This is a genomic window from Streptomyces sp. NPDC093018 (assembly GCF_040684035.1).
GTDB classification, from domain to species: domain Bacteria; phylum Actinomycetota; class Actinomycetes; order Streptomycetales; family Streptomycetaceae; genus Streptomyces; species Streptomyces murinus.
This window is the reverse complement of the sequence record NZ_JBFBFF010000003.1, coordinates 550,939-572,953: the sequence shown is the minus strand read 5'-3', so window position 1 is coordinate 572,953 and position 22,015 is coordinate 550,939. Positions and strand designations below refer to the sequence as shown.

The 22,015-nt window shown below is 70.2% G+C and carries 23 protein-coding genes; 9 read left to right on the top strand and 14 right to left on the bottom strand.

What is annotated here, in order from left to right:
* Positions 1-48: 48 nt before the first annotated feature.
* From dapD to AB0N90_RS09875, 11 genes are all read right to left on the bottom strand, one after another.
* On the bottom strand, positions 49-1,035 hold the full coding sequence (dapD, locus tag AB0N90_RS09925) for a 2,3,4,5-tetrahydropyridine-2,6-dicarboxylate N-succinyltransferase (protein WP_037656706.1): 987 nt from the start codon (positions 1,033-1,035) through the stop codon (positions 49-51).
* Positions 1,036-1,200: 165 nt separating this feature from the next.
* On the bottom strand, positions 1,201-1,731 hold the full coding sequence (locus AB0N90_RS09920) for a TetR family transcriptional regulator (protein ID WP_361670637.1): 531 nt from the start codon (positions 1,729-1,731) through the stop codon (positions 1,201-1,203).
* The gene (locus AB0N90_RS09915; RefSeq protein ID WP_037656709.1) at positions 1,731-2,054 is read right to left on the bottom strand and encodes a multidrug efflux SMR transporter; all 324 of its coding nucleotides are present in this window, start codon (positions 2,052-2,054) and stop codon (positions 1,731-1,733) included. Before AB0N90_RS09915 ends, AB0N90_RS09920 begins: the two co-directional genes overlap by 1 nt.
* Before the next feature lie 197 nt (positions 2,055-2,251).
* Positions 2,252-2,584, bottom strand: a complete 333-nt coding sequence (locus tag AB0N90_RS09910) for a metal-sulfur cluster assembly factor (protein WP_086807134.1) — start codon at positions 2,582-2,584, stop codon at positions 2,252-2,254.
* Positions 2,581-3,048 (bottom strand): Fe-S cluster assembly sulfur transfer protein SufU, encoded by a 468-nt coding sequence (gene sufU / locus AB0N90_RS09905; RefSeq protein ID WP_037656711.1) that lies wholly within the window; start codon positions 3,046-3,048, stop codon positions 2,581-2,583. Before sufU ends, AB0N90_RS09910 begins: the two co-directional genes overlap by 4 nt.
* 17 nt (positions 3,049-3,065) lie before the next feature.
* Complete coding sequence (locus AB0N90_RS09900) at positions 3,066-4,322, bottom strand: cysteine desulfurase (protein ID WP_361670641.1); 1,257 nt, start codon at positions 4,320-4,322, stop codon at positions 3,066-3,068.
* Positions 4,319-5,083: a Fe-S cluster assembly ATPase SufC gene (gene sufC, locus AB0N90_RS09895; protein WP_365194516.1), complete on the bottom strand. Its 765-nt coding sequence runs from the start codon at positions 5,081-5,083 to the stop codon at positions 4,319-4,321. Before sufC ends, AB0N90_RS09900 begins: the two co-directional genes overlap by 4 nt.
* 7 nt (positions 5,084-5,090) lie before the next feature.
* Positions 5,091-5,408: a non-heme iron oxygenase ferredoxin subunit gene (locus tag AB0N90_RS09890; RefSeq protein ID WP_037656714.1), complete on the bottom strand. Its 318-nt coding sequence runs from the start codon at positions 5,406-5,408 to the stop codon at positions 5,091-5,093.
* A complete protein-coding gene (gene sufD / locus AB0N90_RS09885) occupies positions 5,405-6,589 on the bottom strand; it encodes a Fe-S cluster assembly protein SufD (protein WP_365194514.1) in 1,185 nt (394 codons plus the stop codon). Before sufD ends, AB0N90_RS09890 begins: the two co-directional genes overlap by 4 nt.
* 57 nt (positions 6,590-6,646) lie before the next feature.
* Positions 6,647-8,068 (bottom strand): Fe-S cluster assembly protein SufB, encoded by a 1,422-nt coding sequence (gene sufB / locus AB0N90_RS09880; RefSeq protein ID WP_037656716.1) that lies wholly within the window; start codon positions 8,066-8,068, stop codon positions 6,647-6,649.
* The gene (locus AB0N90_RS09875) at positions 8,065-8,799 is read right to left on the bottom strand and encodes a metalloregulator ArsR/SmtB family transcription factor (RefSeq protein WP_365194513.1); all 735 of its coding nucleotides are present in this window, start codon (positions 8,797-8,799) and stop codon (positions 8,065-8,067) included. Before AB0N90_RS09875 ends, sufB begins: the two co-directional genes overlap by 4 nt.
* Positions 8,800-8,981: 182 nt before the next feature.
* Between AB0N90_RS09875 and AB0N90_RS09870 the strand changes: the two genes are divergently transcribed.
* The 4 genes from AB0N90_RS09870 to AB0N90_RS09855 all read left to right on the top strand — a co-directional run bounded on the left by AB0N90_RS09870 (position 8,982) and on the right by AB0N90_RS09855 (position 12,624).
* The gene (locus AB0N90_RS09870; RefSeq protein ID WP_365194512.1) at positions 8,982-9,797 is read left to right on the top strand and encodes an AAC(3) family N-acetyltransferase; all 816 of its coding nucleotides are present in this window, start codon (positions 8,982-8,984) and stop codon (positions 9,795-9,797) included.
* Between the two features lie 31 nt (positions 9,798-9,828).
* Positions 9,829-10,752 carry an ABC transporter ATP-binding protein gene (locus AB0N90_RS09865; RefSeq protein WP_365194510.1) on the top strand — a complete coding sequence of 308 codons (924 nt, stop codon included), beginning with the start codon at positions 9,829-9,831 and terminating at the stop codon, positions 10,750-10,752.
* Positions 10,749-11,522: an ABC transporter permease gene (locus AB0N90_RS09860; protein ID WP_365194508.1), complete on the top strand. Its 774-nt coding sequence runs from the start codon at positions 10,749-10,751 to the stop codon at positions 11,520-11,522. The genes AB0N90_RS09865 and AB0N90_RS09860 overlap by 4 nt, the downstream gene beginning before the upstream one ends.
* 91 nt (positions 11,523-11,613) lie before the next feature.
* Positions 11,614-12,624, top strand: coding sequence for a COX15/CtaA family protein (locus tag AB0N90_RS09855; protein WP_365194506.1), 1,011 nt, complete (start codon positions 11,614-11,616; stop codon positions 12,622-12,624).
* 22 nt (positions 12,625-12,646) lie between these two features.
* Here the strand turns inward: AB0N90_RS09855 and AB0N90_RS09850 are convergent, their stop codons facing one another.
* The 3 genes from AB0N90_RS09850 to AB0N90_RS09840 all read right to left on the bottom strand — a co-directional run bounded on the left by AB0N90_RS09850 (position 12,647) and on the right by AB0N90_RS09840 (position 14,879).
* Complete coding sequence (locus tag AB0N90_RS09850; RefSeq protein ID WP_365194504.1) at positions 12,647-13,393, bottom strand: nucleotidyltransferase; 747 nt, start codon at positions 13,391-13,393, stop codon at positions 12,647-12,649.
* A gap of 109 nt (positions 13,394-13,502) precedes the next feature.
* Entirely contained in the window at positions 13,503-13,823 is a 321-nt protein-coding gene (locus AB0N90_RS09845) for a hypothetical protein (RefSeq protein WP_361670658.1), read from the bottom strand.
* A 99-nt stretch (positions 13,824-13,922) separates the two neighbouring features.
* Positions 13,923-14,879 (bottom strand): heme o synthase, encoded by a 957-nt coding sequence (locus AB0N90_RS09840; protein ID WP_365194760.1) that lies wholly within the window; start codon positions 14,877-14,879, stop codon positions 13,923-13,925.
* 437 nt (positions 14,880-15,316) lie between these two features.
* On the opposite strand from AB0N90_RS09840, the gene tkt reads away from it, so the two are divergent.
* Genes tkt through pgl form a run of 5 tightly spaced genes read left to right on the top strand, consistent with a single transcriptional unit; the run spans position 15,317 to position 21,996 of the window.
* Complete coding sequence (gene tkt / locus AB0N90_RS09835) at positions 15,317-17,419, top strand: transketolase (RefSeq protein WP_365194501.1); 2,103 nt, start codon at positions 15,317-15,319, stop codon at positions 17,417-17,419.
* Positions 17,420-17,452: 33 nt separating this feature from the next.
* Positions 17,453-18,571 (top strand): transaldolase, encoded by a 1,119-nt coding sequence (gene tal, locus AB0N90_RS09830; protein ID WP_365194499.1) that lies wholly within the window; start codon positions 17,453-17,455, stop codon positions 18,569-18,571.
* A 1-nt stretch (position 18,572) separates the two neighbouring features.
* Entirely contained in the window at positions 18,573-20,111 is a 1,539-nt protein-coding gene (gene zwf, locus AB0N90_RS09825) for a glucose-6-phosphate dehydrogenase (RefSeq protein ID WP_085564178.1), read from the top strand.
* Positions 20,108-21,217, top strand: a complete 1,110-nt coding sequence (opcA, locus tag AB0N90_RS09820) for a glucose-6-phosphate dehydrogenase assembly protein OpcA (protein WP_365194496.1) — start codon at positions 20,108-20,110, stop codon at positions 21,215-21,217. The genes zwf and opcA overlap by 4 nt, the downstream gene beginning before the upstream one ends.
* The gene (gene pgl / locus AB0N90_RS09815) at positions 21,214-21,996 is read left to right on the top strand and encodes a 6-phosphogluconolactonase (RefSeq protein WP_365194493.1); all 783 of its coding nucleotides are present in this window, start codon (positions 21,214-21,216) and stop codon (positions 21,994-21,996) included. Before opcA ends, pgl begins: the two co-directional genes overlap by 4 nt.
* Positions 21,997-22,015: the final 19 nt, after the last annotated feature.

Sequence of the window (22,015 nt, the reverse complement as noted above, 5' to 3'; positions counted from 1 at the left end):
GCGCCCCTCACCAGACGGGCGAGGGGCGCTCCGGGCTTTCCTGACAGGTCAGTTGTGGCTGTGCAGGATGTCGTTCAGGCCGCCCCAGACCGCGTTGTTCGGGCGGGCCTCGACCGTGCCGGTGACCGAGTTGCGGCGGAAGAGGATGTGGGAGGCGCCGCTCAGGTCGCGGGCCTTGACGATCTGGCCGTCGGGCATGGTGACGCGGGTACCGGCGGTGACGTAGAGACCCGCCTCGACCACGCACTCGTCGCCGAGGGCGATGCCGACGCCCGCCTCGGCGCCGACCAGGCAGCGCTCGCCGACGGAGATGATCACATTGCCGCCGCCGGAGAGGGTGCCCATGGTGGAGGCGCCGCCGCCGATGTCCGAGCCGTCGCCGATGACGACACCGGCGGAGATCCGGCCCTCGACCATCGAGGTGCCGAGCGTGCCGGCGTTGAAGTTGACGAAGCCCTCGTGCATCACGGTGGTGCCCTCGGCCAGGTGCGCGCCGAGGCGTACCCGGTCGGCGTCGGCGATGCGGACGCCCTTGGGGGCCACGTAGTCCGTCATGCGGGGGAACTTGTCGATCGAGGTGACCTGGAGGTGCAGGCCCTCGGCGCGGGCGTTCAGCCGCACCTTCTCGATGTCGTCCACGGCGACCGGGCCGAGCGAGGTCCAGGCGACGTTGGCGAGGTGGCCGAAGATGCCGTCCAGGTTCTGGCCGTGCGGCTTGACCAGGCGGTGCGAGAGCAGGTGCAGCCGCAGGTAGGTGTCGTGCGCGTCCAGCGGCTTCTCGTCCAGCGAGGCGATGACCGTACGGACCGCGACCACCTCGACGCCCCTGCGGGCGTCCGGGCCGATCGCCGCGGTCGCGCCGCCGCCCAGCAGCTCCGCAGCGCGCTCGGCGGTCAGCCGCTCGGTGCCGGCCGGGCCCGGCTCGGCGACCAGCTCGGGCGCGGGGAACCAGGTGTCGAGAACGGTGCCGTCGGAGGCGATCGTGGCGAGGCCGGCGGCGACGGCGCCGGTGGTACGGGAAGCAGTGTCGGTCATGGGACAAAACCTAACGTGGCGCGGGGTGCGGGGGCGAACCGTGTCTCATGTGCCGGGCGCGGGATCCACCTTCACCCCATCCGCCCGGCCTCATCCGCCCGACCCCGTCCGCTCAGCCCTGTTCGCCCGGCCCCGTCCGCCCGCCCCCGGCCGGCCGCCTCCCGTTCAGCCGATCACCCGCCCGAACGCCTCCCGCGCGTACTCCTCGTCGTACGACCCGCCCGTCAGCAGCACCTGGAGGCAGATCCCGTCCATCAGCGCGAGCAGCGCCCGCGCCGTCACCGCGTCGACCCGGGCGGACAGGCGCGCGGTCGTCTCCTCGGTCCACCGGGCCGCGACCGGCCGCAGGGCCGGACGGCGCAGCGCGGCGAGATACAGCTCGTACTCCAGCTCCGCGCCCGGGCGGTCGCCGTTCAGCCAGTCGCCGAGGACCCGGGCGAGCCCGGCCGCGAGATCGTCGTCGGCCAGTGCCCCACTGGCGTCGAGGACCGCGGCGAATCCCTCGTTCGACTGGCACAGGGCGGCCACCAGCAGATCGTCCAGGGTGGCGAAGTGATACGTGGTGGAGCCGAGCGGTACGTCCGCCTCGGCCGCGACCGTGCGATGGCTCAGCCCGGCGAGCCCGTCCCGCCCGGCCACCCGGATCGCCGCGTCGATGATCCGCCGGCGCCGGTCGGGGTCGTAGCGCCGGGCCATCAGTGACTCGTCCCGCCGAGGTTCAGCACCACCACTCCCCCGATGATCAGCAGGATCCCCGCGACCTTGACCGTATCGAGCCCCTCCCCGAACAGCAGCAGCCCGAGCACGGCGATGGCCGCGGTCCCCACCCCGGACCAGATCGCGTACGCCGTACCGATCTGCACCGTCTTCAGCGTCTGCGCCAGCAGCAGGAAGGACACCAGATACCCCAGCGCCGTCACCAGCGAGGGCCCGAGCCTGCTGAACCCATGGCTGTACTTCATCGCCGTCGTGGCGGTCACCTCGGCGGCTATGGCACCGGCGAGCGTCAGATATCCCATGTGTACGAGCGTACATATGATGCGTACGGCCGTACATAACGACTGTGCGACGGGTCGGCGAACAGTGGGCGCCGGGGCGAGCGACGGGCACGCGGGCATACGGGCATACGGGCATACGAAAGGGGCCACGGCATTCCTGCCGTGGCCCCTCGCATCAGCCCTGTGTCGGACGCCCTCAGGCCGTCCTCAGACTGTCCTCAGACGTTGAAGCCCAGCGCGCGCAGCTGCTCGCGGCCCTCGTCCGTGATCTTGTCCGGGCCCCACGGCGGCATCCAGACCCAGTTGATCCGGAGCTCGTTGACGATGCCGTCCGTGGCGGACTTGGCCTGGTCCTCGATGACGTCCGTCAGCGGGCAGGCCGCGGAGGTCAGCGTCATGTCGATGGTGGCCACATTGGAATCGTCCACGTGGATGCCGTAGATCAGGCCGAGGTTGACGACGTCGATGCCCAGCTCGGGGTCGACCACGTCCATCAGGGCCTCACGGAGTTCTTCCTCCGAGGCCGGCTTCATCTCGACGGTGTCGCTCATGCGGTCTTCCTTTCGGCTTCGGCGCCACCCAGCGCCTGGGCCGTCGCGTCCTTCCACGCCATCCAGCTCAGGAGGGCGCACTTGACCCGCGCGGGGTACTTGGAGACACCGGCGAACGCGACCGCGTCCTCCAGCACCTCCTCCATCGCGTCGTCCGGCTCGATCTTGCCCTTGGACTGCATCAGCTCCAGGAAGGTCTCCTGGATCTTCTGCGCGTCCGGCAGGTCCTTGCCGACGAGGAGTTCGTTCAGCACGGAGGCCGAGGCCTGGCTGATGGAGCAGCCCTGGCCCTCGTACGAGACGTCCGCGATCTTCGTGCCGTCGTACTTCACACGGAGGGTGATCTCGTCGCCGCACGTCGGGTTCACATGGTGCACCTCGGCGTCGCCATCCCGAAGACCACGCCCGTGCGGGTTCTTGTAGTGGTCCAGGATGACTTCCTGGTACATGGAGTCCAGCTTCACGGTTTTCGACACGCCTCTCAGCCGAAGAAGTTCCGTACGTGCTCCAGGCCGTCGACCAGAGCGTCGATCTCGGCCGGCGTGGAGTACAGATAGAACGACGCTCGCGTGGTCGCGGGAATTCCGTAGCGCAGGCAGACCGGACGGGCACAGTGGTGGCCGACGCGGACCGCGATGCCCTGTTCGTCCAGGACCTGGCCCACGTCGTGCGGGTGGATGTCGCCCAGGGTGAAGGAGATCGCGGCGCCCCGGTCCTCGGCCGTGGTCGGGCCGATGATCCGCAGGTCGGGGACCTGGGCCAGGCGCTCCACCGCGTACTGCGTGAGCGCGTGCTCGTGCGCGAGGATCTTCTCCATGCCGATCGCCTGGAGGTAGTCGATCGCCGCGCCCAGGCCGACCGCCTGCGCGATCGGGGGCGTGCCCGCCTCGAACTTGTGCGGCGCCGGGGCGTACGTCGAGGAGTGCATCGAGACGGTCTCGATCATCTCGCCGCCGCCCAGGAACGGCGGCAGGTCCTCCAGCAGCTCCTGGCGGCCCCACAGCACGCCGATGCCGGTCGGAGCGCACATCTTGTGGCCGGTGAAGGCCACGAAGTCGGCCCCCAGGGCCTGCACGTCCAGCGGCATGTGCGGCGCGGCCTGGGAGGCGTCGATGCACACCAGCGCGCCGACCTCCTGGGCGCGGCGCACTATCGCCTCGACCGGGTTGACGGTGCCGAGGATGTTGGAGACCAGCACGAAGGAGACGATCTTCGTCTTCTCGGTGATGATCTCGTCGATGTTCGACAGGTCCAGACGGCCGTCGTCGGTCAGGCCGAACCACTTCAGCTTCGCGCCGGTGCGCTGCGCCAGCAGCTGCCACGGCACGATGTTGGAGTGGTGCTCCATCTCCGTGATGACGATCTCGGTCTCATGGTCGACCCGGTAGGGCTCATCGGCCCAACCGAGCATGTTGGCCACGAGGTTGAGGGATTCGGAGGCGTTCTTGGTGAAGATCACCTCGTCGCGGCTCGGCGCGTTGACGAACTCCGCCACCTTGTCGCGAGCGCCCTCGTAGAGTGCCGTGGCCTCCTCCGCGAGGACGTGCACGCCGCGGTGGACGTTGGCGTTGTAACGCTCGTAGTACTCGTTGAGGGCGTCCAGTACCTGGCGCGGCTTCTGGCTGGTCGCCGCGTTGTCCAGGTACACGAGCTTCTTGCCGTCATGGACGACACGGTCCAGGACGGGGAAGTCCTTGCGGATCGCCTCGGTGTCGAGGAGGCCCGACAGCTGTGTCACGCGGATGCGCCACCCTTCACATATGCCTCGTAGCCCTCGTTCTCCAGCTTGTCCGCGAGCTCCGCGCCGCCGGACTCGACGATGCGGCCGGCCGCGAAGACGTGGACGTGGTCGGGCTTGATGTAGCGCAGGATGCGCGTGTAGTGCGTGATCAGCAGGGTGCCGACCTCGCCCGTCTCGCGGACGCGGTTGACGCCCTCGGAGACGATGCGCAGCGCGTCGACGTCCAGGCCCGAGTCGGTCTCGTCCAGGATCGCCATCTTCGGCTTGAGCAGTTCGAGCTGGAGGATCTCGTGGCGCTTCTTCTCGCCGCCGGAGAAGCCCTCGTTGACATTGCGCTCGGCGAAGGCGGGGTCCATGTGGAGACGCTCCATGGCCTCCTTGACCTCCTTCACCCAGGTGCGCAGCTTCGGGGCCTCGCCGCGCACGGCGGTGGCGGAGGTGCGCAGGAAATTGGAGACCGAGACGCCGGGGACCTCGACCGGGTACTGCATGGCCAGGAACAGGCCGGCGCGGGCGCGCTCGTCGACGGACATCTCCAGGACGTCCTCGCCGTCGAGCAGCACGGTGCCCTCGGTGATCGTGTACTTCGGGTGACCCGCGAGCGAGTAGGCGAGGGTCGACTTGCCGGAGCCGTTGGGGCCCATGATGGCGTGCGTCTCGCCCTGCTTCACGGTCAGGTCGACGCCCTTGAGGATCTCCTTCGTGGCGTTGTCGGCCTCGACGGTGACGTGCAGGTCTCGGATTTCAAGCGTTGCCATGGATGCCTCAGGACTCCTGGGTGAGGGAGACGAGCACGTCGTCCCCTTCGATCTTTACGGGGTATACGGGTACGGGGCGCGTCGCGGGGAGGCCGGACGGCTTGCCGGTGCGCAGGTCGAACGCGGAGCCGTGCAGCCAGCACTCGATCTGGCAGTCCTCCACCTCGCCCTCGGAGAGCGAGACGTTCGCGTGGGAGCAGATGTCGTAGATCGCGAACACCTCCCCCTCGGTACGGACGACCGAGACCGGCGTGCCGTCGAGTTCCACCCGCTTGGGGGTGTCCTCCGCCAGCTCGCTCAGCCCACAGGCGCGTACGAAACTCATGCGACCGAGGCCTCCAGCTCCTGCTCGATCCTGGCGAGCAGGCGCTCCTCGATGTCGGCGACGCCGATCTGCTGGACGAGTTCGGCGAAGAAGCCGCGGACCACCAGGCGGCGGGCGTCCTGCTCGGGGATGCCGCGGGCCATCAGGTAGAACAGCTGCTCGTCGTCGAAACGGCCGGTGGCGGAGGCGTGGCCGGCGCCCACGATCTCGCCGGTCTCGATCTCCAGGTTCGGCACCGAGTCGACGCGGGCGCCGTCGGTGAGCACCAGGTTGCGGTTCATCTCATAGGTGTCGGTGCCCTCGGCCTTGGCCTCGATGAGCACGTCACCGATCCAGACCGCGTGCGCGTCGTCGCCCTGGAGCGCGCCCTTGTAGACGACGTTCGACTTGCAGTGCGGGGTGTTGTGGGTGACCAGGAGACGGTGCTCCTGGTGCTGGCCCGCGTCGGTGAAGTACAGGCCGTACAGCTCGGCCTCGCCGCCGGTGCCCGCGTAGGCGACTCGCGGGTGCAGCCGTACGACGTCGCCGCCGAAGGTGACGACGACCGACTTGAAGGACGCGTCCCGGCCGATCAGCGCGTTGTGCTGGGCGGTGTGGACGGCCTTGTCGTCCCAGTCCTGGACGGAGACGACGGTCAGCTTGGCGCCGTCGCCCAGCACGTACTCGACGTTGGCCGCGAGCACCGCGTCGCCGGTGTGGTCGATGACGACGACGGCCTCGGCGAAGGCGCCCAGCTCGATCACCTGGTGGGCGAAGGCGGTGCCGCCCTGGCCGTGCACGGCGATGCGGACCGGCTCGGTGAGCACGGTCTCCTTGGGGACGGTCACGACCGAGGCCTGCTCGAAGGCGGAGTACGCCTGGGCGGCGATCCGGTCCACGGGGATGCCGGCCCGGCCGAGGCGCGCGTCCTCGCGGCCCACGGTCTCGACGACGACGCCCTCGGGGGCCTGCACGTCGACCTTCACTCCGTCGCCGGTGGCGACGGCGGTGCCGTCGTGCAGCCCGCGCAGGCGCTCCAGCGGGGTGAACCGCCACTCCTCCTCGCGGCCGTGCGGGACGGGGAAGTCCGCGACGTCGAAGGACGGGGGCACGCTCATGCGCGTGGCGACGGTCGACTCCGCGGCCACCGCGATCTGGCCGGCGGTGGTGGAGCCCACCGGGATGTTCTGGGCCTCAGCCATGGCTGTCGTATTGCTCGCTTTCTCAGGTCAGTGGCGTGATGGTGGGGCGGTGGGCGGTCAGCCGACCGCGCCTTCCATCTGCAGCTCGATCAGCCGGTTGAGTTCGAGCGCGTACTCCATGGGCAGCTCCTTGGCGATCGGCTCGACGAAGCCGCGCACGATCATCGCCATCGCCTCGAACTCGGTCAGACCGCGGCTCATCAGGTAGAAGAGCTGGTCCTCGGAGACCTTGGAGACGGTCGCCTCGTGGCCCATGGACACATCGTCCTCGCGGACGTCGACGTACGGGTACGTGTCGGAGCGGGAGATGGTGTCGACGAGCAGCGCGTCGCACAGCACGTTCGACTTGGAGCCGTGGGCGCCCTCACCGATCTCGACCAGACCGCGGTACGAGGTGCGGCCGCCGCCGCGCGCCACGGACTTCGACACGATGTTGGACGACGTGTTCGGCGCCATGTGGACCATCTTGGAGCCGGCGTCCTGGTGCTGGCCCTCACCCGCGAAGGCGATGGACAGGGTCTCGCCCTTGGCGTGCTCGCCCATCAGGTAGACGGCCGGGTACTTCATCGTCACCTTGGAGCCGATGTTGCCGTCGATCCACTCCATGGTCGCGCCCTCGTACGCCACGGCGCGCTTGGTGACCAGGTTGTAGACGTTGTTCGACCAGTTCTGGATGGTCGTGTAGCGGCAGCGGGCGTTCTTCTTGACGATGATCTCGACCACGGCGCTGTGCAGCGAGTCCGACTTGTAGATCGGCGCGGTGCAGCCCTCGACGTAGTGCACATAGGCACCCTCGTCGACGATGATCAGGGTCCGCTCGAACTGGCCCATGTTCTCCGTGTTGATACGGAAGTAGGCCTGGAGCGGGATCTCCACGTGCACGCCCTTCGGCACGTAGATGAAGGAGCCGCCGGACCACACGGCCGTGTTCAGCGCGGCGAACTTGTTGTCGCCGGCCGGGATGACGGTGCCGAAGTACTCCTTGAAGAGCTCCGGGTGCTCCTTGAGGGCGGTGTCGGTGTCCAGGAAGATGACACCCTGCTCCTCCAGGTCCTCGCGGATCTGGTGGTAGACGACCTCCGACTCGTACTGGGCGGCCACGCCGGCGACCAGGCGCTGCTTCTCGGCCTCGGGGATGCCCAGCTTGTCGTAGGTGTTCTTGATGTCCTCGGGCAGGTCCTCCCAGGACTCCGCCTGCTTCTCCGTGGACCGCACGAAGTACTTGATGTTGTCGAAGTCGATGCCCGAGAGGTCGGAGCCCCAGTTCGGCATGGGCTTCTTCTCGAAGAGCCGCAGGCCCTTGAGGCGCAGCTTGGTCATCCACTCCGGCTCCGACTTCTTGCCGGAGATGTCGCGGACGACGTCGTCGTTCAGACCGCGCCGGGCGGAGGCACCGGCCACGTCGGAGTCGGCCCAGCCGTATTCGTACTTGCCCAGGCCCTCGAGCTCAGGGTGGGCAGTCTCCGTGGGGAGAGTCATGCGGGGTTCCTCCCGGCCGTGCTTGCAGGTGCGTCAGTGGAAATCTTGGGAATGAACGTCGTGCAGACGCCGTCGCCGTGCGCGATGGTCGCCAGTCGCTGGACGTGGGTACCCAGCAGCTCGGCGAAGATCTCCGTCTCCGCCTCGCACAGCTGCGGGTACTGCTCCGCGACATGGGCGACCGGGCAGTGGTGCTGGCAGAGCTGCTCGCCGACCGGTGCGCTGCGCGCCGTAGCAGCGTACCCGTCCGCGCTCAAGGCCTTGGCCAGCGCTTCCGTGCGCTTGTCGGGGCTCACGCTCTCGATCGCCCGGCGGTACGCCCTCGCCTGGGAGGCGATCCGGGCGCGGGCGAAGGCGGAGACCGCGCCGGGCCCGCCCTCGTGCTCGGCGATCCAGCGCAGCGCGTCCGCGGCCAGCTTGTCGTACGACTGGTCGAAGGCGTCGCGGCCGCAGTCGGTGAGCGCGAAAACCTTGGCGGGGCGGCCGCGCGTGCGCGTGCCGTACACCCGCTGTTCGCGGGCCTCCACGACGTCGTCCGCGGCCAGCGCGTCCAGATGGCGCCGGACGGCCGCCTGGGTCAGTCCCAGCCGGCCCGCGAGTTCGGCGACGGTCGAGGGCCCGTGGTCCAGGATGGATCGCACGACGCGGTTGCGCGTGGAGCGCTCACCGGTCGCGAGCTCCTCCTGCGGGGCCCTCGTGAGGGACTCCCGAGCCTCGTCGACGTTTTTCACAACGCCATTGTTGCGTAATTCATCCGGGCCTGACAAGCGCCGTCGGGATCATCGACGGTGCCCTGCGTCACTTAGGTATACCTAATCTGACCTGCGGAAATGATCTCTGATCGATCATCCGCAGCCCGGTCGGCGGGGAAACCGGTGGCGCCCCACCCGCCCTTCCTGAAGACTCCCCGGCCATGTCCACACCCCCTCCGACCGGGCCTCTTGTCACTCAGGACGACATCGCCGCCGGGCTGCGGCGGCTCGGCGTCGAAAGCGGCGAGACACTCCTCGTACATTCGTCCCTAAGTTCCCTCGGGTGGGTGAACGGTGGGGCCGTGGCGGTCGTCCGGGCACTCCTCGACGCCCTCGGTCCGCACGGCACCCTGGTCGTCCCGGCTCAGTCCTCCGACCTCTCCGACCCGGCCGAGTGGGGAAACCCGCCGGTGCCCGAGGAGTGGTGGGACCGGATCCGGGCCACCATGCCGCCGTACGACCCTCTGATCACCCCCACCCGCGGTGTCGGGGTGATCCCGGAGACGGTGCGCACCTGGCCGGGCGCCCTGCGCAGCGCGCATCCCCAGACCTCCTTCGCGGCCGTCGGCCCCCGCGCGCGGGAGATCACCGGTGGCCACGCCCCCGACTGCCGGCTCGGCGAGCGAAGCCCCCTGGCCCGCCTGGAGGAACTGGGCGCCCGGGTCCTGCTACTCGGCGCGGGCTACGGCGCCTGCACCGCCTTCCACCTGGCCGAGTACCGCGTGCCCGGCCCGCTCGTCCGGGTCGGCCGGCCCGCGCCCGGCGGCGGCTGGGAGACGGTGACCGAGGTGTCGATCAGCTCCGAGCCCTTCGCGGAGCTGGGCCGCGACTTCGAGCGGGAGCGCCCCGTCCTGCGGGGCAAGGTGGGCGCGGCCGACGCCCGGCTGTTCCCGGTGGCGGACGCCGTGGCCCACGCCGAGAAGTGGCTCGGGGCGCGCCGGGCCGTCACGGACGGATTCCCGCACCCCCGCGACTGATCGGCGAGCGCTCTCCCTAGACTCAGGTCCCATGCGAAGTGACCCTGTCGTCCAGGTCCAGGCCCTGGTGAAGCGGTACGGCACGAAGACCGCGGTCAACGGCCTCGACCTGGAGGCCGGGGCGGGTGTGACCGCCGTTCTCGGACCCAACGGCGCCGGCAAGACGACGACGGTCGAGACCTGCGAGGGGTACCGGAAGCCGGATTCCGGCACGGTGCGCGTCCTGGGCCTCGACCCCGTGCGGCAGTCGGCCGAGCTGCGGCCCCGGATCGGCGTGATGCTCCAGTCCGGCGGCGTGTACTCCGGCGCCCGCGCGGACGAGATGCTGCGCCATGTCGCCAAGCTGCACGCCCACCCGCTGGACGTGGACGCCCTGATCGAACGGCTCGGCCTCGGCGGCTGCGGCCGTACCTCCTACCGCCGGCTCTCCGGCGGCCAGCAGCAGCGCCTCGCGCTCGCCATGGCCGTCGTCGGCCGCCCGGAGCTGGTCTTCCTGGACGAGCCGACCGCCGGCCTCGACCCGCAGGCCCGCCGGGCCACCTGGGACCTGGTGCGGGACCTGCGCGCCGACGGCGTCTCGGTGATCCTCACCACGCACCACATGGACGAGGCCGAGGAACTCGCCGACGACGTCGCGATCATCGACGGCGGCAAGGTCATCGCCCAGGGCTCCCCCGAGGAGCTGTGCAAGGGCGGCGCCGAGAACACCCTGCGCTTCTCCGGCCGTCCCGGACTCGACGTCGGCTCGCTGCTCAAGGCGCTCCCGGACGGCTGCACGGCCGCCGAGCTGACCCCGGGCGCCTACCGCGTCGTCGGCCAGGTCGACCCGCAGCTGCTGGCCACCGTGACCTCCTGGTGCGCCCAGCACGGGGTGATGCCGGACCGCATCTCGGTCGAACGGCACACCCTGGAAGACGTCTTTTTGGAGCTGACCGGCAAGGAGCTGCGCTCATGACCACCGCGTCGGGTACGTACGCGCCCAGGCCGGGGGCCGCGCCCCTGCCCCGCATGATCGCGGCGCAGGCGGCCCTGGAGGCCAGGATGCTGCTGCGCAACGGCGAGCAGCTGCTGCTGACGGTCGTCATCCCGACCCTGCTGCTGGTGCTGTTCAGCTCCGTGGACATCGTGGACACCGGCAAGGGCAAGGCCGTCGACTTCCTCGCGCCGGGCATCCTCGCCCTCGCCGTGATGTCGACCGCGTTCACCGGGCAGGCCATCGCCACCGGCTTCGAGCGCCGCTACGGCGTGCTCAAGCGGCTCGCCGCCTCGCCGCTGCCGCGCTGGGGCCTGATGACCGCGAAGACGGCGTCCGTGCTGGTCACCGAGGTGCTCCAGGTGATCCTGCTGGCGGTGATCGCCCTCGCGCTCGGCTGGTCCCCGCAGGGCAACCCGGCCGCCGTACTTCTCCTCCTGGTCCTCGGCACCGCCGCCTTCTCCGGGCTCGGCCTGCTGATGGCCGGCACCCTGAAGGCGGAGGCGACGCTGGCCGCGGCCAACCTGGTGTTCCTGCTGCTGCTGGTCGGCGGCGGGGTCATCGTGCCGCTGGACAAGTTCGGCCCGGCCGGGCAGCACATCCTCGGTCTGCTGCCCATCTCCGCCCTGTCCGACGGCCTGCGGGACGTGCTCCAGCACGGCGCCGGGATGCCCTGGGGCGATCTGGGGATCCTCGCGGTGTGGGCGGTCGTGGGGCTCGCGGCGGCGGGGAAGTTCTTCCGCTGGGAGTGAGCGCGCCGCCCCCGGGGGCGACCGGGAGGTGAGCGGTGACACGGCGCCGGTACGGGACCCTCGTGAAAGCGTGCACAAGCGGCGGCCTACGATGGTGGGCGTGCCAAAGCTGAACCGCGCCGACGCCGTAGCGGCCCTGCGTAATCCGCTCGCCTTCATCGCCGACCGCTGGACCCCGAAGCCGGGGACCGTGCAGCGGGCGGCCCTCATCGCGCTCGTGATGTCGGTGGTGATCGTCGTCACCGGCGGTGCCGTACGACTGACCAGCTCGGGCCTCGGCTGCCCGACCTGGCCCGAGTGCACCGACGGGTCCCTGACGCCGACGCAGGCGCTGAGCTATCACAGCGCCATCGAGTTCGGCAATCGCATGCTGACCTACGTGCTGTGCGCGGCGGTCGGCTGGGCGATCATCGCCGCCCGCTCCCAGAAGCCGTACCGGCGCAGTCTGACCCGGCTCGGCTGGGCGCAGTTCTGGCTGGTGATGGGCAACGCGGTGCTCGGCGGCATCGTGGTGCTGGTCGGCCTCAACCCGTACACCGTCGCCGCGCACTTCCTGCTGGCGTCCGCGCTGATCGCGGTCGCCGCGGTGATGTGGCAGCGCACCCGCGAGGGTGACGCCGCGCCCCGGCCGCTGGTCGGCAAGGCCGTGGTGCAGCTGGTGTGGTTCCTGGTGGTCGCGGCCGTGCTGCTGATCGCGGTCGGCACCGTGGTCACCGGCGCGGGCCCGCACGCGGGCGACTCCAGCGATGTGCAGCGGATCCCGATCGACTGGGAGACCGTGGCCAAGCTGCACGCGGTGCTCGCGTGGATCGTGGTGACGCTGACGTTCGCCCTGTGGTTCATCCTCAAGGCGGTCGACGCCCCGCACGGCCCGCTGGCCCGCACCCGGGAGCTTTTCCTGATCCTGCTGAGCCAGGGCGTCATCGGCTACGTGCAGTACTTCACGCACCTGCCCGAGCTGCTGGTCGGCCTCCACATGCTCGGCTCCTGCCTGGTGTGGATCGGCGTCCTGCGGGTCCTGCTGGCGCTGCGCGAACGCCCGGAGGCGGAACTCGGGGTGCCCGAGCCCGCGGCCGGGGTCACCGTCCCCACGAACGCCTGACGCAGCTCTACGAGCGCCTCGCTCACCCGTACCCGGCGACCAGCGCGTCGATCGCCGGGCCCAGGTAGGCCCGGGTCAGCGCGGCGCGCCGGGTGAGCCAGGCGTCGTCACCCGCGGGGGCCGGTTCCCCGTACCGCCTGCGGGTGATGTCCTCGACGACCTCGGCGGGCGCGCCGAGGTCCGGCAGCCCCGCGAGAGCCTCCCGCTTGGAGATCAGCCGTCCCTCGCGCAGGGTCACGGTCGCCCGTGCGAAGGTCAGCAGCCCGAGGTCGACCCAAACGTCCTGGCGCCACAGCCGGGCCTTGTCCACGGCGGGCCGCCAGAAGTCCCGCTGGTCCGCCACGACGAACGCGCGCAGGTTTTGATCCGGAACGGGCGGTAAGAGGCCCGCCGGTGCCTCCCCGTGCAGCACCCGGCCGAAGGCGTGCAGCTCGCGCCGGGTGACGGGGGTGACCGGGCGGCGCAGCACATGGTCGTGCGCCCAGGTGAGATGGGCCCGGCCGGGATCGTCGAGATGGGCCGGGGCGAGATAGCTGCAGTGCAGCTGCGTGGCGAGCGGCTCCCGGCGCAGCCGCCGGTGCAGGGCCACGACCTCTCGTACGGTCTTCAGACCCGGCGGTGCCGGAAGCACCGCGATCAGATCGAGATCGCTGCGGCCCTCCTGGTAGTCACCGCCGGCGAGCGAGCCGTGCGCCCAGACGGCACGGGGGCGCAACGGCGCGAGGGCGTCGAGAAAACATCCGAGCAGGGCTTCCGTCCGCGTCCGCATGCCGCCCAGTGTGGCGCTCCCCCGGGGCGCGCGGGGCGGTATTCGGTATCAGGCATACGGCTCCGCCGCGCGGGCGCACACCGCGGCGCTCCCGTGGTCGGCCCGGGGATCAGCCCCCGAGCTGGATCCCCGCCATCCGCTTCCACTCGTACGGCCCGGTCGTCACCTTCGCCGCGAACTCGCCGTCAAACGTCTCGTGCCGGGTGATCCCGGCCTTCGCCACCGCCTGCTCGGCGATCGCGTAGGAGGGGGCCACCACATCGCCCCAGCCGCCGTCCTCGCCGACGAGCACGATCCGCGCCCCGCGCTCCCCGATGTACGCCACCTGCCCCTCCGCACCGCCGTGGGCCTTGGAGAAGGCGCTGATCCTCTGGGCGAGCCGGGCCACCGTGCGCTCGGCCTTCGCGTCAACCTGCTGCGTGTCTGCCATGCCTGGATGCTACCGACGAGTAGATCGAACGGCGACGGGAGGGGTGCGTGGCCTTGACCACGCGCCCCTCCCGTCGGAACGCCTGCGGAAGAAGGTGCGTCAGCGCAGGAACGGGTCCACCGCGACGGCGACGAAGAGGATCGACACATAGGTGATCGACCAGTGGAACAGCCGCATCTCCTTGAGCTTCACCCCGGTGACCTCGGCCTTCGCCCGGTTCTGCAGCCCGTGCGCCTCCCACAGCCAGAAGCCGCCGGACGCGAGGGCCACCACCGTGTAGAACCAGCCCGTGTACCCCAGCGGGGTGAGCAGCAGCGAGACGACGACCATCACCCAGCTGTAGATGACGATCTGCCGGGCCACGACCTTGTTGGAGGCGATCACCGGGAGCATCGGCACACCGGCGCGCGCGTAGTCGTCCTTGACCTTCATGGACAGCGGCCAGTAGTGCGGCGGCGTCCAGAAGAACATCACCAGGAAGAGGATGATCGGCGCCCAGGACATCGAGTCCGTGACCGCGGACCAGCCGATCAGCACCGGCAGACAGCCCGCGATGCCACCCCACACGATGTTCTGCGCGGTGCGGCGCTTGAGGATCATCGTGTAGACGACGACATAGAAGAGCAGCGCGCCGAGCGACAGCCAGGCACTGAGCCAGTTGACGGTCAGTCCGAACAGCAGCGTGGAGACGACCCCGAGACCGATGCCGAAGGCCAGGCACTCGCGCGGGCTGACCATGCCGGTCACCAGCGGCCGCTGCGCGGTGCGGTCCATGACGGCGTCGATGTCACGGTCGATGTACATGTTCAGCGCGTTGGCGCCGCCCGCGGAGAGATAGCCGCCGAGGCAGGTCAGCAGCACCAGCCTCAGGTCGGGCACACCCTGCTGCGCCAAGAACATCACCGGCACGGTGGTGATGAGCAGCAGCTCGATGATCCGCGGCTTGGTCAGCGCCACGAATGCCTTGGCACGGGCCCCGAACGGCCGGTGGGCCGGGCTCGGGTTCGTACCACCGAGCACGGCAGCTGGACGGGATTCGACGGCCGTCACGCACACCCCTGACAGAGACATCCCAGCGAGCCTCCCCCGGATGAGGTCTTCATGAAGGGCTCGCGCGTACCACGCCACTTTAGACGTTGCCCATACCCCGGCCTTCGCGGGGGTGGGGTCGTGTTGGCGGTCACGCGGACGGACCCCCGCGGGGCGCTCCCAGGACCTCTCGGAACACCGCCGATCGGAGATCGCAGAAGAGGGCCCCCACCACTCTTTTGAGCGGTCAGATGAGCGCCTCTTTATTCATGTGCCAAATGCCGTCTCGCCCAGTCGGGAGGCGGATCCCGTCGATGCCCGGCAGTCTGGAAACACCCGCGAAAACGCACGTCCTTACGAGGGTAGGCTCGACAACGTCCGGCGGGCAGAAGCACGCCGGCGGCCGGGTGGGCATGTGCCCCGAAGACCGGCGACCGACATGTGGAGAGGAGCCCTGACCCAGGGTGAGCACCAAGCCGACCACCACAGACCTTGAGTGGACCGACCTGGACCAGCGGGCCGTGGACACCGCCCGAGTCCTGGCCGCCGACGCCGTACAGAAGGTCGGCAACGGCCATCCCGGTACGGCGATGAGCCTGGCCCCCGCCGCCTACACCCTCTTCCAGAAGGTGATGCGGCACGACCCGGCCGACCCGGAGTGGGTGGGGCGCGACCGCTTCGTGCTGTCCGCCGGCCACTCCTCCCTGACCCTCTACACCCAGCTCTACCTGGCCGGCTTCGGCCTGGAGCTGGCGGATCTGGAGTCCTTCCGCACCTGGGGCTCCAAGACCCCGGGCCACCCGGAGTACGGACACACCAAGGGCGTCGAGACCACCACGGGCCCGCTGGGCCAGGGTGTGGCCAACGCGGTGGGCATGGCGATGGCCGCCCGCTACGAGCGCGGTCTGTTCGACCCGGAGGCCGCCCAGGGCGAGTCGCCGTTCGACCACTTCATCTACTGCATCGCCGGTGACGGCTGCCTCCAGGAGGGCATCTCCGCCGAGGCGTCCTCGCTGGCCGGCCACCAGAAGCTCGGCAATCTGATCCTGCTGTGGGACGACAACCACATCTCGATCGAGGGCGACACCGAGACGGCCGTCTCCGAGAACACCGCCGAGCGCTACGAGGCCTACGGCTGGCATGTTCAGCGCGTGGAGCCGAAGGCGGACGGCGACCTGGACCCGGCGGCGATCTTCGCCGCGATCCAGGCGGCCAAGCAGGTCACCGACCGGCCCTCCTTCATCGCGATGCGCTCGATCATCGCCTGGCCGGCTCCGAACGCGCAGAACACCGAGGCCGCGCACGGCTCGGCGCTCGGCGCGGACGAGGTCGCGGCCACCAAGCGGGTCCTCGGCTTCGACCCGGAGCAGTCCTTCGCCGTCGAGGACGACGTGATCACGCACACCCGCAAGGCCCTGGAGCGCGGTGCCCGCGCGAAGGCCGAGTGGGAGAAGACCCTTCAGGTGTGGCGGGACGACAACCCCGAGCGCGCCGCCGAGTTCGACCGCATCGCGGCGGGCGAGCTGCCCACCGGCTGGGAGGAGAAGATCCCGGTCTTCGAGCCCGGCAAGTCGGTCGCCACCCGTGCCGCCTCCGGCAAGGTGCTCCAGGCGCTCGGCCCGGTGATCCCCGAGCTGTGGGGCGGCTCCGCCGACCTCGCCGGCTCGAACAACACCACGATCGACAAGTCCAGCTCCTTCCTGCCCGAGGGCAATCCGCTGCCGGAGGCCGACCCGTACGGCCGTACGATCCACTTCGGCATCCGCGAGCACTCCATGGGCGCCGAGCTGAACGGCATCACGCTGCACGGCAACACCCGTGTCTACGGCGGCACCTTCCTCGTCTTCTCCGACTACATGCGCAACGCCGTGCGCCTGTCGGCCCTGATGCACCTGCCGGTGACGTTCGTGTGGACGCACGACTCCATCGGCCTGGGCGAGGACGGCCCCACCCACCAGCCGGTCGAGCACCTGGCCTCGCTGCGCGCCATCCCGGGCCTGAACATCGTCCGCCCGGCCGACGCCAACGAGACCGCGATCGCCTGGCGCGAGGTCCTCAAGCGCTACACCAAGGAGTTCGGCAAGGGCCAGCCGCACGGCTTCGCGCTGACCCGTCAGGGCGTGCCGACGTACGAGCCCGACGAGGACGCCGCGAAGGGCGGTTACGTCCTGTTCGAGGCCGAGGGGCCGGAAGGGCAGAACGCGACGCCGGAGGTCATCCTGATCGCCACCGGTTCCGAGGTGCACGTGGCCGTCGAGGCGCGTGAGCGGCTCCAGGCCGACGGCGTCCCGACGCGGGTCGTCTCCATGCTCTCGGTCGAGTGGTTCGAGCAGCAGGACCAGGGGTACCGGGACTCCGTGCTGCCGCCGTCCGTGAAGGCCCGTGTCTCCGTGGAGGCGGGCATCGGACTGACGTGGCACAAGTACGTCGGGGACGCCGGCCGCATCGTCTCCCTGGAGCACTTCGGTGCGTCCGCCGACGGCAAGGTGCTCTTCCAGGAGTTCGGCTTCACCGCGGAGAACGTGGCCGCGAAGGCCCGGGAATCCATCGCCGCCGCCCAGCGCTGACGCTCATATACGACACGTAGGAGATGTAATTCCATGACAGACGCACTCAAGCGCCTCTCCGACGAAGGCGTCGCGATCTGGCTGGACGACCTGTCGCGCAAGCGGATCACGTCCGGCAACCTCGCCGAGCTGATCGACCAGCAGCACGTCGTGGGCGTCACCACGAACCCGACGATCTTCCAGAAGGCGATCTCGGGGGGCGACGGTTACGACCTCCAGGTCTCGGACCTCGCCGCCCGCAAGGTCACCGTCGAAGAGGCCATCCGCATGATCACCACGGCGGACGTCCGCGACGCCGCCGACATCCTGCGCCCGGTCTTCGACGCCACGGACGGCCAGGACGGCCGGGTCTCCATCGAGGTGGACCCCCGCCTCGCGCACAACACCAGGGCGACCGTCGCCGAGGCCAAGCAGCTGGCCTGGCTGGTGGACCGCCCCAACACCCTGATCAAGATCCCGGCCACCCAGGGCGGTCTGCCGGCGATCACCGAGGTCATCGGCCTGGGCATCAGCGTCAACGTCACGCTGATCTTCTCGCTGGAGCGCTACCGCGCGGTCATGGACGCCTACCTCTCCGGTCTGGAGAAGGCCAAGGAGCGCGGCCTGGACCTGTCGAAGATCCACTCGGTGGCGTCCTTCTTCGTGTCCCGGGTGGACACCGAGATCGACCGCCGTATCGACGAGATGGGCACCGACGAGGCCAAGGCGCTGCGTGGCAAGGCGGGCGTGGCCAACGCGCGCCTCGCCTACGAGGCGTACGAGGAGGTCTTCTCCTCCGACCGCTGGAACGTGCTGGAGAACGCGGGCGCCAACAAGCAGCGTCCGCTGTGGGCCTCCACCGGTGTGAAGGACCCGGCGTACAAGGACACCATGTACGTCGAGGAACTGGTCGCGCCGAACACGGTCAACACCATGCCGGAGGCCACCCTGGAGGCCACCGACGACCACGGCGAGATCCGCGGCGACGCGGTCACCGGCACCTACGCCGAGGCCCGCGCCGACCTGGACGCGCTGGAGAAGATCGGCATCTCGTACGACGAGGTCGTCCAGGTGCTGGAGGACGAGGGCGTCGAGAAGTTCGAGACGTCCTGGAACGACCTGCTGAAGTCCACCCAGGCGGAGCTTGAGCGCCTCGCCCCTTCGGAGGGCTGACTTGTCACCCGTTTCGGGATCCGGAGCGAATCCGCTCCGTGACCCGGCCGACCGACGGCTCCCGCGTATCGCGGGGCCGTCGGGTCTGGTCATCTTCGGGGTCACGGGCGACCTGTCGCGCAAGAAGCTGATGCCCGCGGTGTACGACCTCGCCAACCGGGGTCTGCTGCCGCCGGGCTTCTCGCTGGTGGGCTTCGCCCGCCGCGAGTGGGCCAACGAGGACTTCGCGCAGGAGGTCCACGACGCCGTCAAGGCGCACGCCCGTACGCCGTTCCGCGAGGAGGTCTGGCAGCAGCTCATCCAGGGGATGCGCTTCGTGCAGGGCACCTTCGACGACGACGAGGCGTTCGAACGGCTGCGCTCCACCATCGAGGAGCTGGACAAGGCACAGGGCACGGGCGGCAACTTCGCCTTCTACCTGTCGGTGCCGCCGCGCTCCTTCCCGGTGGTCATCCAGCAGCTGAAGAAGCACGGACTCGCCGACCAGTCCGGCGGTTCCTGGCGGCGCGCGGTCATCGAGAAGCCGTTCGGACACGATCTGAAGTCGGCCGAGGAACTGAACGCCATCGTGCACGAGGTGTTCGCCCCGGACCAGGTCTTCCGGATCGACCACTACCTCGGCAAGGAGACCGTCCAGAACATCCTGGCGCTGCGCTTCGCCAACACGATGTTCGAGCCGATCTGGAACCGGTCCTTCGTGGACCATGTCCAGATCACCATGGCCGAGGACATCGGCATCGGCGGCCGCGCCGGCTACTACGACGGCATCGGCGCGGCCCGTGACGTCATCCAGAACCATCTGCTCCAGCTGCTCGCGCTGACCGCGATGGAGGAGCCCGCCTCTTTCGACGCGCAGGCGCTGGCCGCGGAGAAGACCAAGGTGCTCGGCGCTGTACGGCTGCCGAAGGACCTGGGCAAGGGCACCGTGCGCGGACAGTACGCGGCGGGCTGGCAGGGCGGCGAGAAGGTCATCGGCTACCTCGAAGAGGACGGCATCGACCCGAAGTCGAAGACCGACACCTACGCGGCGATCAAGGTGGGCATCGACAACCGCCGCTGGGCGGGCGTCCCCTTCTATCTGCGCACCGGCAAGCGGCTCGGCCGCCGGGTGACGGAGATCGCCGTCGTCTTCCAGCGGGCCCCGCACTCCCCCTTCGACCACACGGCGACGGAGGAGCTGGGCCAGAACGCGATCGTGATCCGCGTCCAGCCGGACGAGGGCATCACGGTCCGTTTCGGCTCCAAGGTGCCGGGCACCTCGATGGAGATCCGGGACGTGTCCATGGACTTCGCCTACGGCGAGTCCTTCACGGAGTCCAGCCCGGAGGCGTACGAGCGGCTCATCCTGGACGTGCTGCTCGGCGACGCCAACCTCTTCCCGCGCACGGAGGAGGTCGAGCTGTCCTGGAAGATCCTCGACCCGATCGAGCAGTACTGGGACAAGCACGGCAGGCCCGCGCAGTACCCCTCGGGCACCTGGGGCCCCGCCGAGGCGGACGAGATGCTCGCACGAGACGGACGGAGCTGGCGCAGGCCATGAAGATAGACCTGACCGACACCACCGCCGGCGAGATCAACAAGGCGCTCGTGCAGGGACGTCGGGCCATCGGCACCCCCGCCGTCGGCATGGTCCTCACCCTCGTCATCGTGACCGACGAGGAGAACGCGTACGACGCCCTGAAGGCCGCCAACGACGCCTCGCGCGAGCACCCCTCGCGCACGCTGGTGGTCATCAAGCGGATCTCCCGCACCCCGCGCGACCGCACCACCTCGCGCCTCGACGCCGAGGTACGGGTGGGCGCGGAAGCGGGCACCGGCGAGACGGTCATACTGCGGCTGTACGGCGAGGTGTCCCAGCACGCCGACTCGGTCGTACTGCCGCTGCTGCTGCCGGACGCCCCGGTCGTCGTGTGGTGGCCGGTGAACGCCCCGCTGGACCCGGCGAAGGACCCGCTGGGCGCGCTGGCCCAGCGCCGGGTCACCGACACCTACACCGCCGAGGAGCCGGTGCGGGAACTCACGGCCCGCGCCGATGCCTACACCCCCGGCGACACCGATCTGTCCTGGACCCGGATCACGCCCTGGCGTTCGATGCTGGCGGCCGCCCTGGACCAGGTCGACTGCCGGGTGCAGGCGGTCGAGGTGGAGGGCGAGGCGTTCAACCCGAGCTGCGAGCTGCTGGCGATGTGGCTCGCGGACCGGCTGGACGTGCCGGTACGGCGCTCTCCGTCCGCGGGGCCCGGTCTGACCGGCGTCCGCATGGACACCACGTGCGGCCCGATCACCCTGGACCGCGCGGACGGCTCGCTGGCCACGCTGTCCATCAAGGGGCAGCCGGCCCGTGCGGTGGCGCTCAAGCGGCGCGACACCGCCGAGCTGATCGCGGAGGAGCTGCGCCGGCTGGACCCGGACGACACCTACGCGTCGGCGCTGCGGTACGGGGTGGACCGGTTGAACGCGGTTCCGGAGCAGGAGGCTTCGGCGTCGACCCCGGCTTCGGGTTCGGGTTCGGCTCCGGAGTCGGCTTCGGCTTCCCCGGACGGGGCGCAGTCGGCCTCCGCCGAGGCGGCCAAGGCGCCCGCGAAGAAGGCGACGTCGTCCCGGGCCGCGAAGAAGGCACCCTCCAGGAAGGCGACGGCGAAGTGAGCACCCCTCAACTGGTCGTCCACCGCGACAAGGAACTGATGGCCCAGGCCGCCGCGGCCCGCCTGATCACGAAGATCGTGGACGCGCAGGCCTCCCGGGGCACCGCGTCCGTGGTCCTCACCGGCGGCCGCAACGGCAACGGTCTGCTGGCCGCGCTGGCCCAGGCGCCGGCCCGGGACGCCGTGGACTGGACCCGTCTCGACCTGTGGTGGGGCGACGAGCGCTATCTGCCCGAGGGCGACCCGGAGCGCAACATCACCCAGGCACGCGCGGCCCTGCTGGACTCCGTCCCGCTGGACCCGGCGCGTGTGCACGCCATGCCCGCCTCCGACGGGCCGTACGGCACGGACGTCGAGGCGGCGGCCGAGGCGTACGCGGCGGAGCTGGCGAAGGCGGCCGGGCCGGAGAACCATGGCCCGGTCCCCACCTTCGACGTGCTGATGCTGGGCGTCGGTCCGGACACCCATGTGGCCTCGCTCTTCCCGGAGCTGCCGGCCGTACGGGAGACCGAGCGCACGGTGGTGGGCGTGCACGGCGCGCCCAAGCCGCCGCCGACCCGGATCTCGCTCACCCTGCCCGCGATCCGCTCGGCCCGTGAGGTCTGGCTGCTCGCGGCGGGCGAGGACAAGGCGGAGGCGGCGGCCATCGCCCTGTCCGGCGCGGGTGAGATCCAGGCTCCGGCGGCGGGCGCCCGCGGCCGGAGTCGCACCCTGTGGCTGCTGGACTCGGCGGCGGCCTCCCAGCTGCCGCGCTCGCTGTATCCGCCGGCGTCCCCCTGACGTCGGTCGACGGGTAGGC

Excerpts from the sequence above, each read along its gene's own strand:
- dapD (WP_037656706.1), bottom strand. The coding sequence starts at position 1,035 with ATGACCGACACTGCTTCCCGTACCACCGGCGCCGTCGCCGCCGGCCTC.
- AB0N90_RS09920 (WP_361670637.1), bottom strand. The coding sequence starts at position 1,731 with ATGGCCCGGCGCTACGACCCCGACCGGCGCCGGCGGATCATCGACGCG.
- AB0N90_RS09915 (WP_037656709.1), bottom strand. The coding sequence starts at position 2,054 with ATGGGATATCTGACGCTCGCCGGTGCCATAGCCGCCGAGGTGACCGCC.
- AB0N90_RS09910 (WP_086807134.1), bottom strand. The coding sequence starts at position 2,584 with ATGAGCGACACCGTCGAGATGAAGCCGGCCTCGGAGGAAGAACTCCGT.
- sufC (WP_365194516.1), bottom strand. The coding sequence starts at position 5,083 with ATGGCAACGCTTGAAATCCGAGACCTGCACGTCACCGTCGAGGCCGAC.
- AB0N90_RS09890 (WP_037656714.1), bottom strand. The coding sequence starts at position 5,408 with ATGAGTTTCGTACGCGCCTGTGGGCTGAGCGAGCTGGCGGAGGACACC.
- sufD (WP_365194514.1), bottom strand. The coding sequence starts at position 6,589 with ATGGCTGAGGCCCAGAACATCCCGGTGGGCTCCACCACCGCCGGCCAG.
- sufB (WP_037656716.1), bottom strand. The coding sequence starts at position 8,068 with ATGACTCTCCCCACGGAGACTGCCCACCCTGAGCTCGAGGGCCTGGGC.
- AB0N90_RS09870 (WP_365194512.1), top strand. The coding sequence starts at position 8,982 with ATGTCCACACCCCCTCCGACCGGGCCTCTTGTCACTCAGGACGACATC.
- AB0N90_RS09865 (WP_365194510.1), top strand. The coding sequence starts at position 9,829 with ATGCGAAGTGACCCTGTCGTCCAGGTCCAGGCCCTGGTGAAGCGGTAC.
- AB0N90_RS09860 (WP_365194508.1), top strand. The coding sequence starts at position 10,749 with ATGACCACCGCGTCGGGTACGTACGCGCCCAGGCCGGGGGCCGCGCCC.
- AB0N90_RS09855 (WP_365194506.1), top strand. The coding sequence starts at position 11,614 with ATGGTGGGCGTGCCAAAGCTGAACCGCGCCGACGCCGTAGCGGCCCTG.
- AB0N90_RS09850 (WP_365194504.1), bottom strand. The coding sequence starts at position 13,393 with ATGCGGACGCGGACGGAAGCCCTGCTCGGATGTTTTCTCGACGCCCTC.
- AB0N90_RS09845 (WP_361670658.1), bottom strand. The coding sequence starts at position 13,823 with ATGGCAGACACGCAGCAGGTTGACGCGAAGGCCGAGCGCACGGTGGCC.
- tal (WP_365194499.1), top strand. The coding sequence starts at position 17,453 with ATGACAGACGCACTCAAGCGCCTCTCCGACGAAGGCGTCGCGATCTGG.
- opcA (WP_365194496.1), top strand. The coding sequence starts at position 20,108 with ATGAAGATAGACCTGACCGACACCACCGCCGGCGAGATCAACAAGGCG.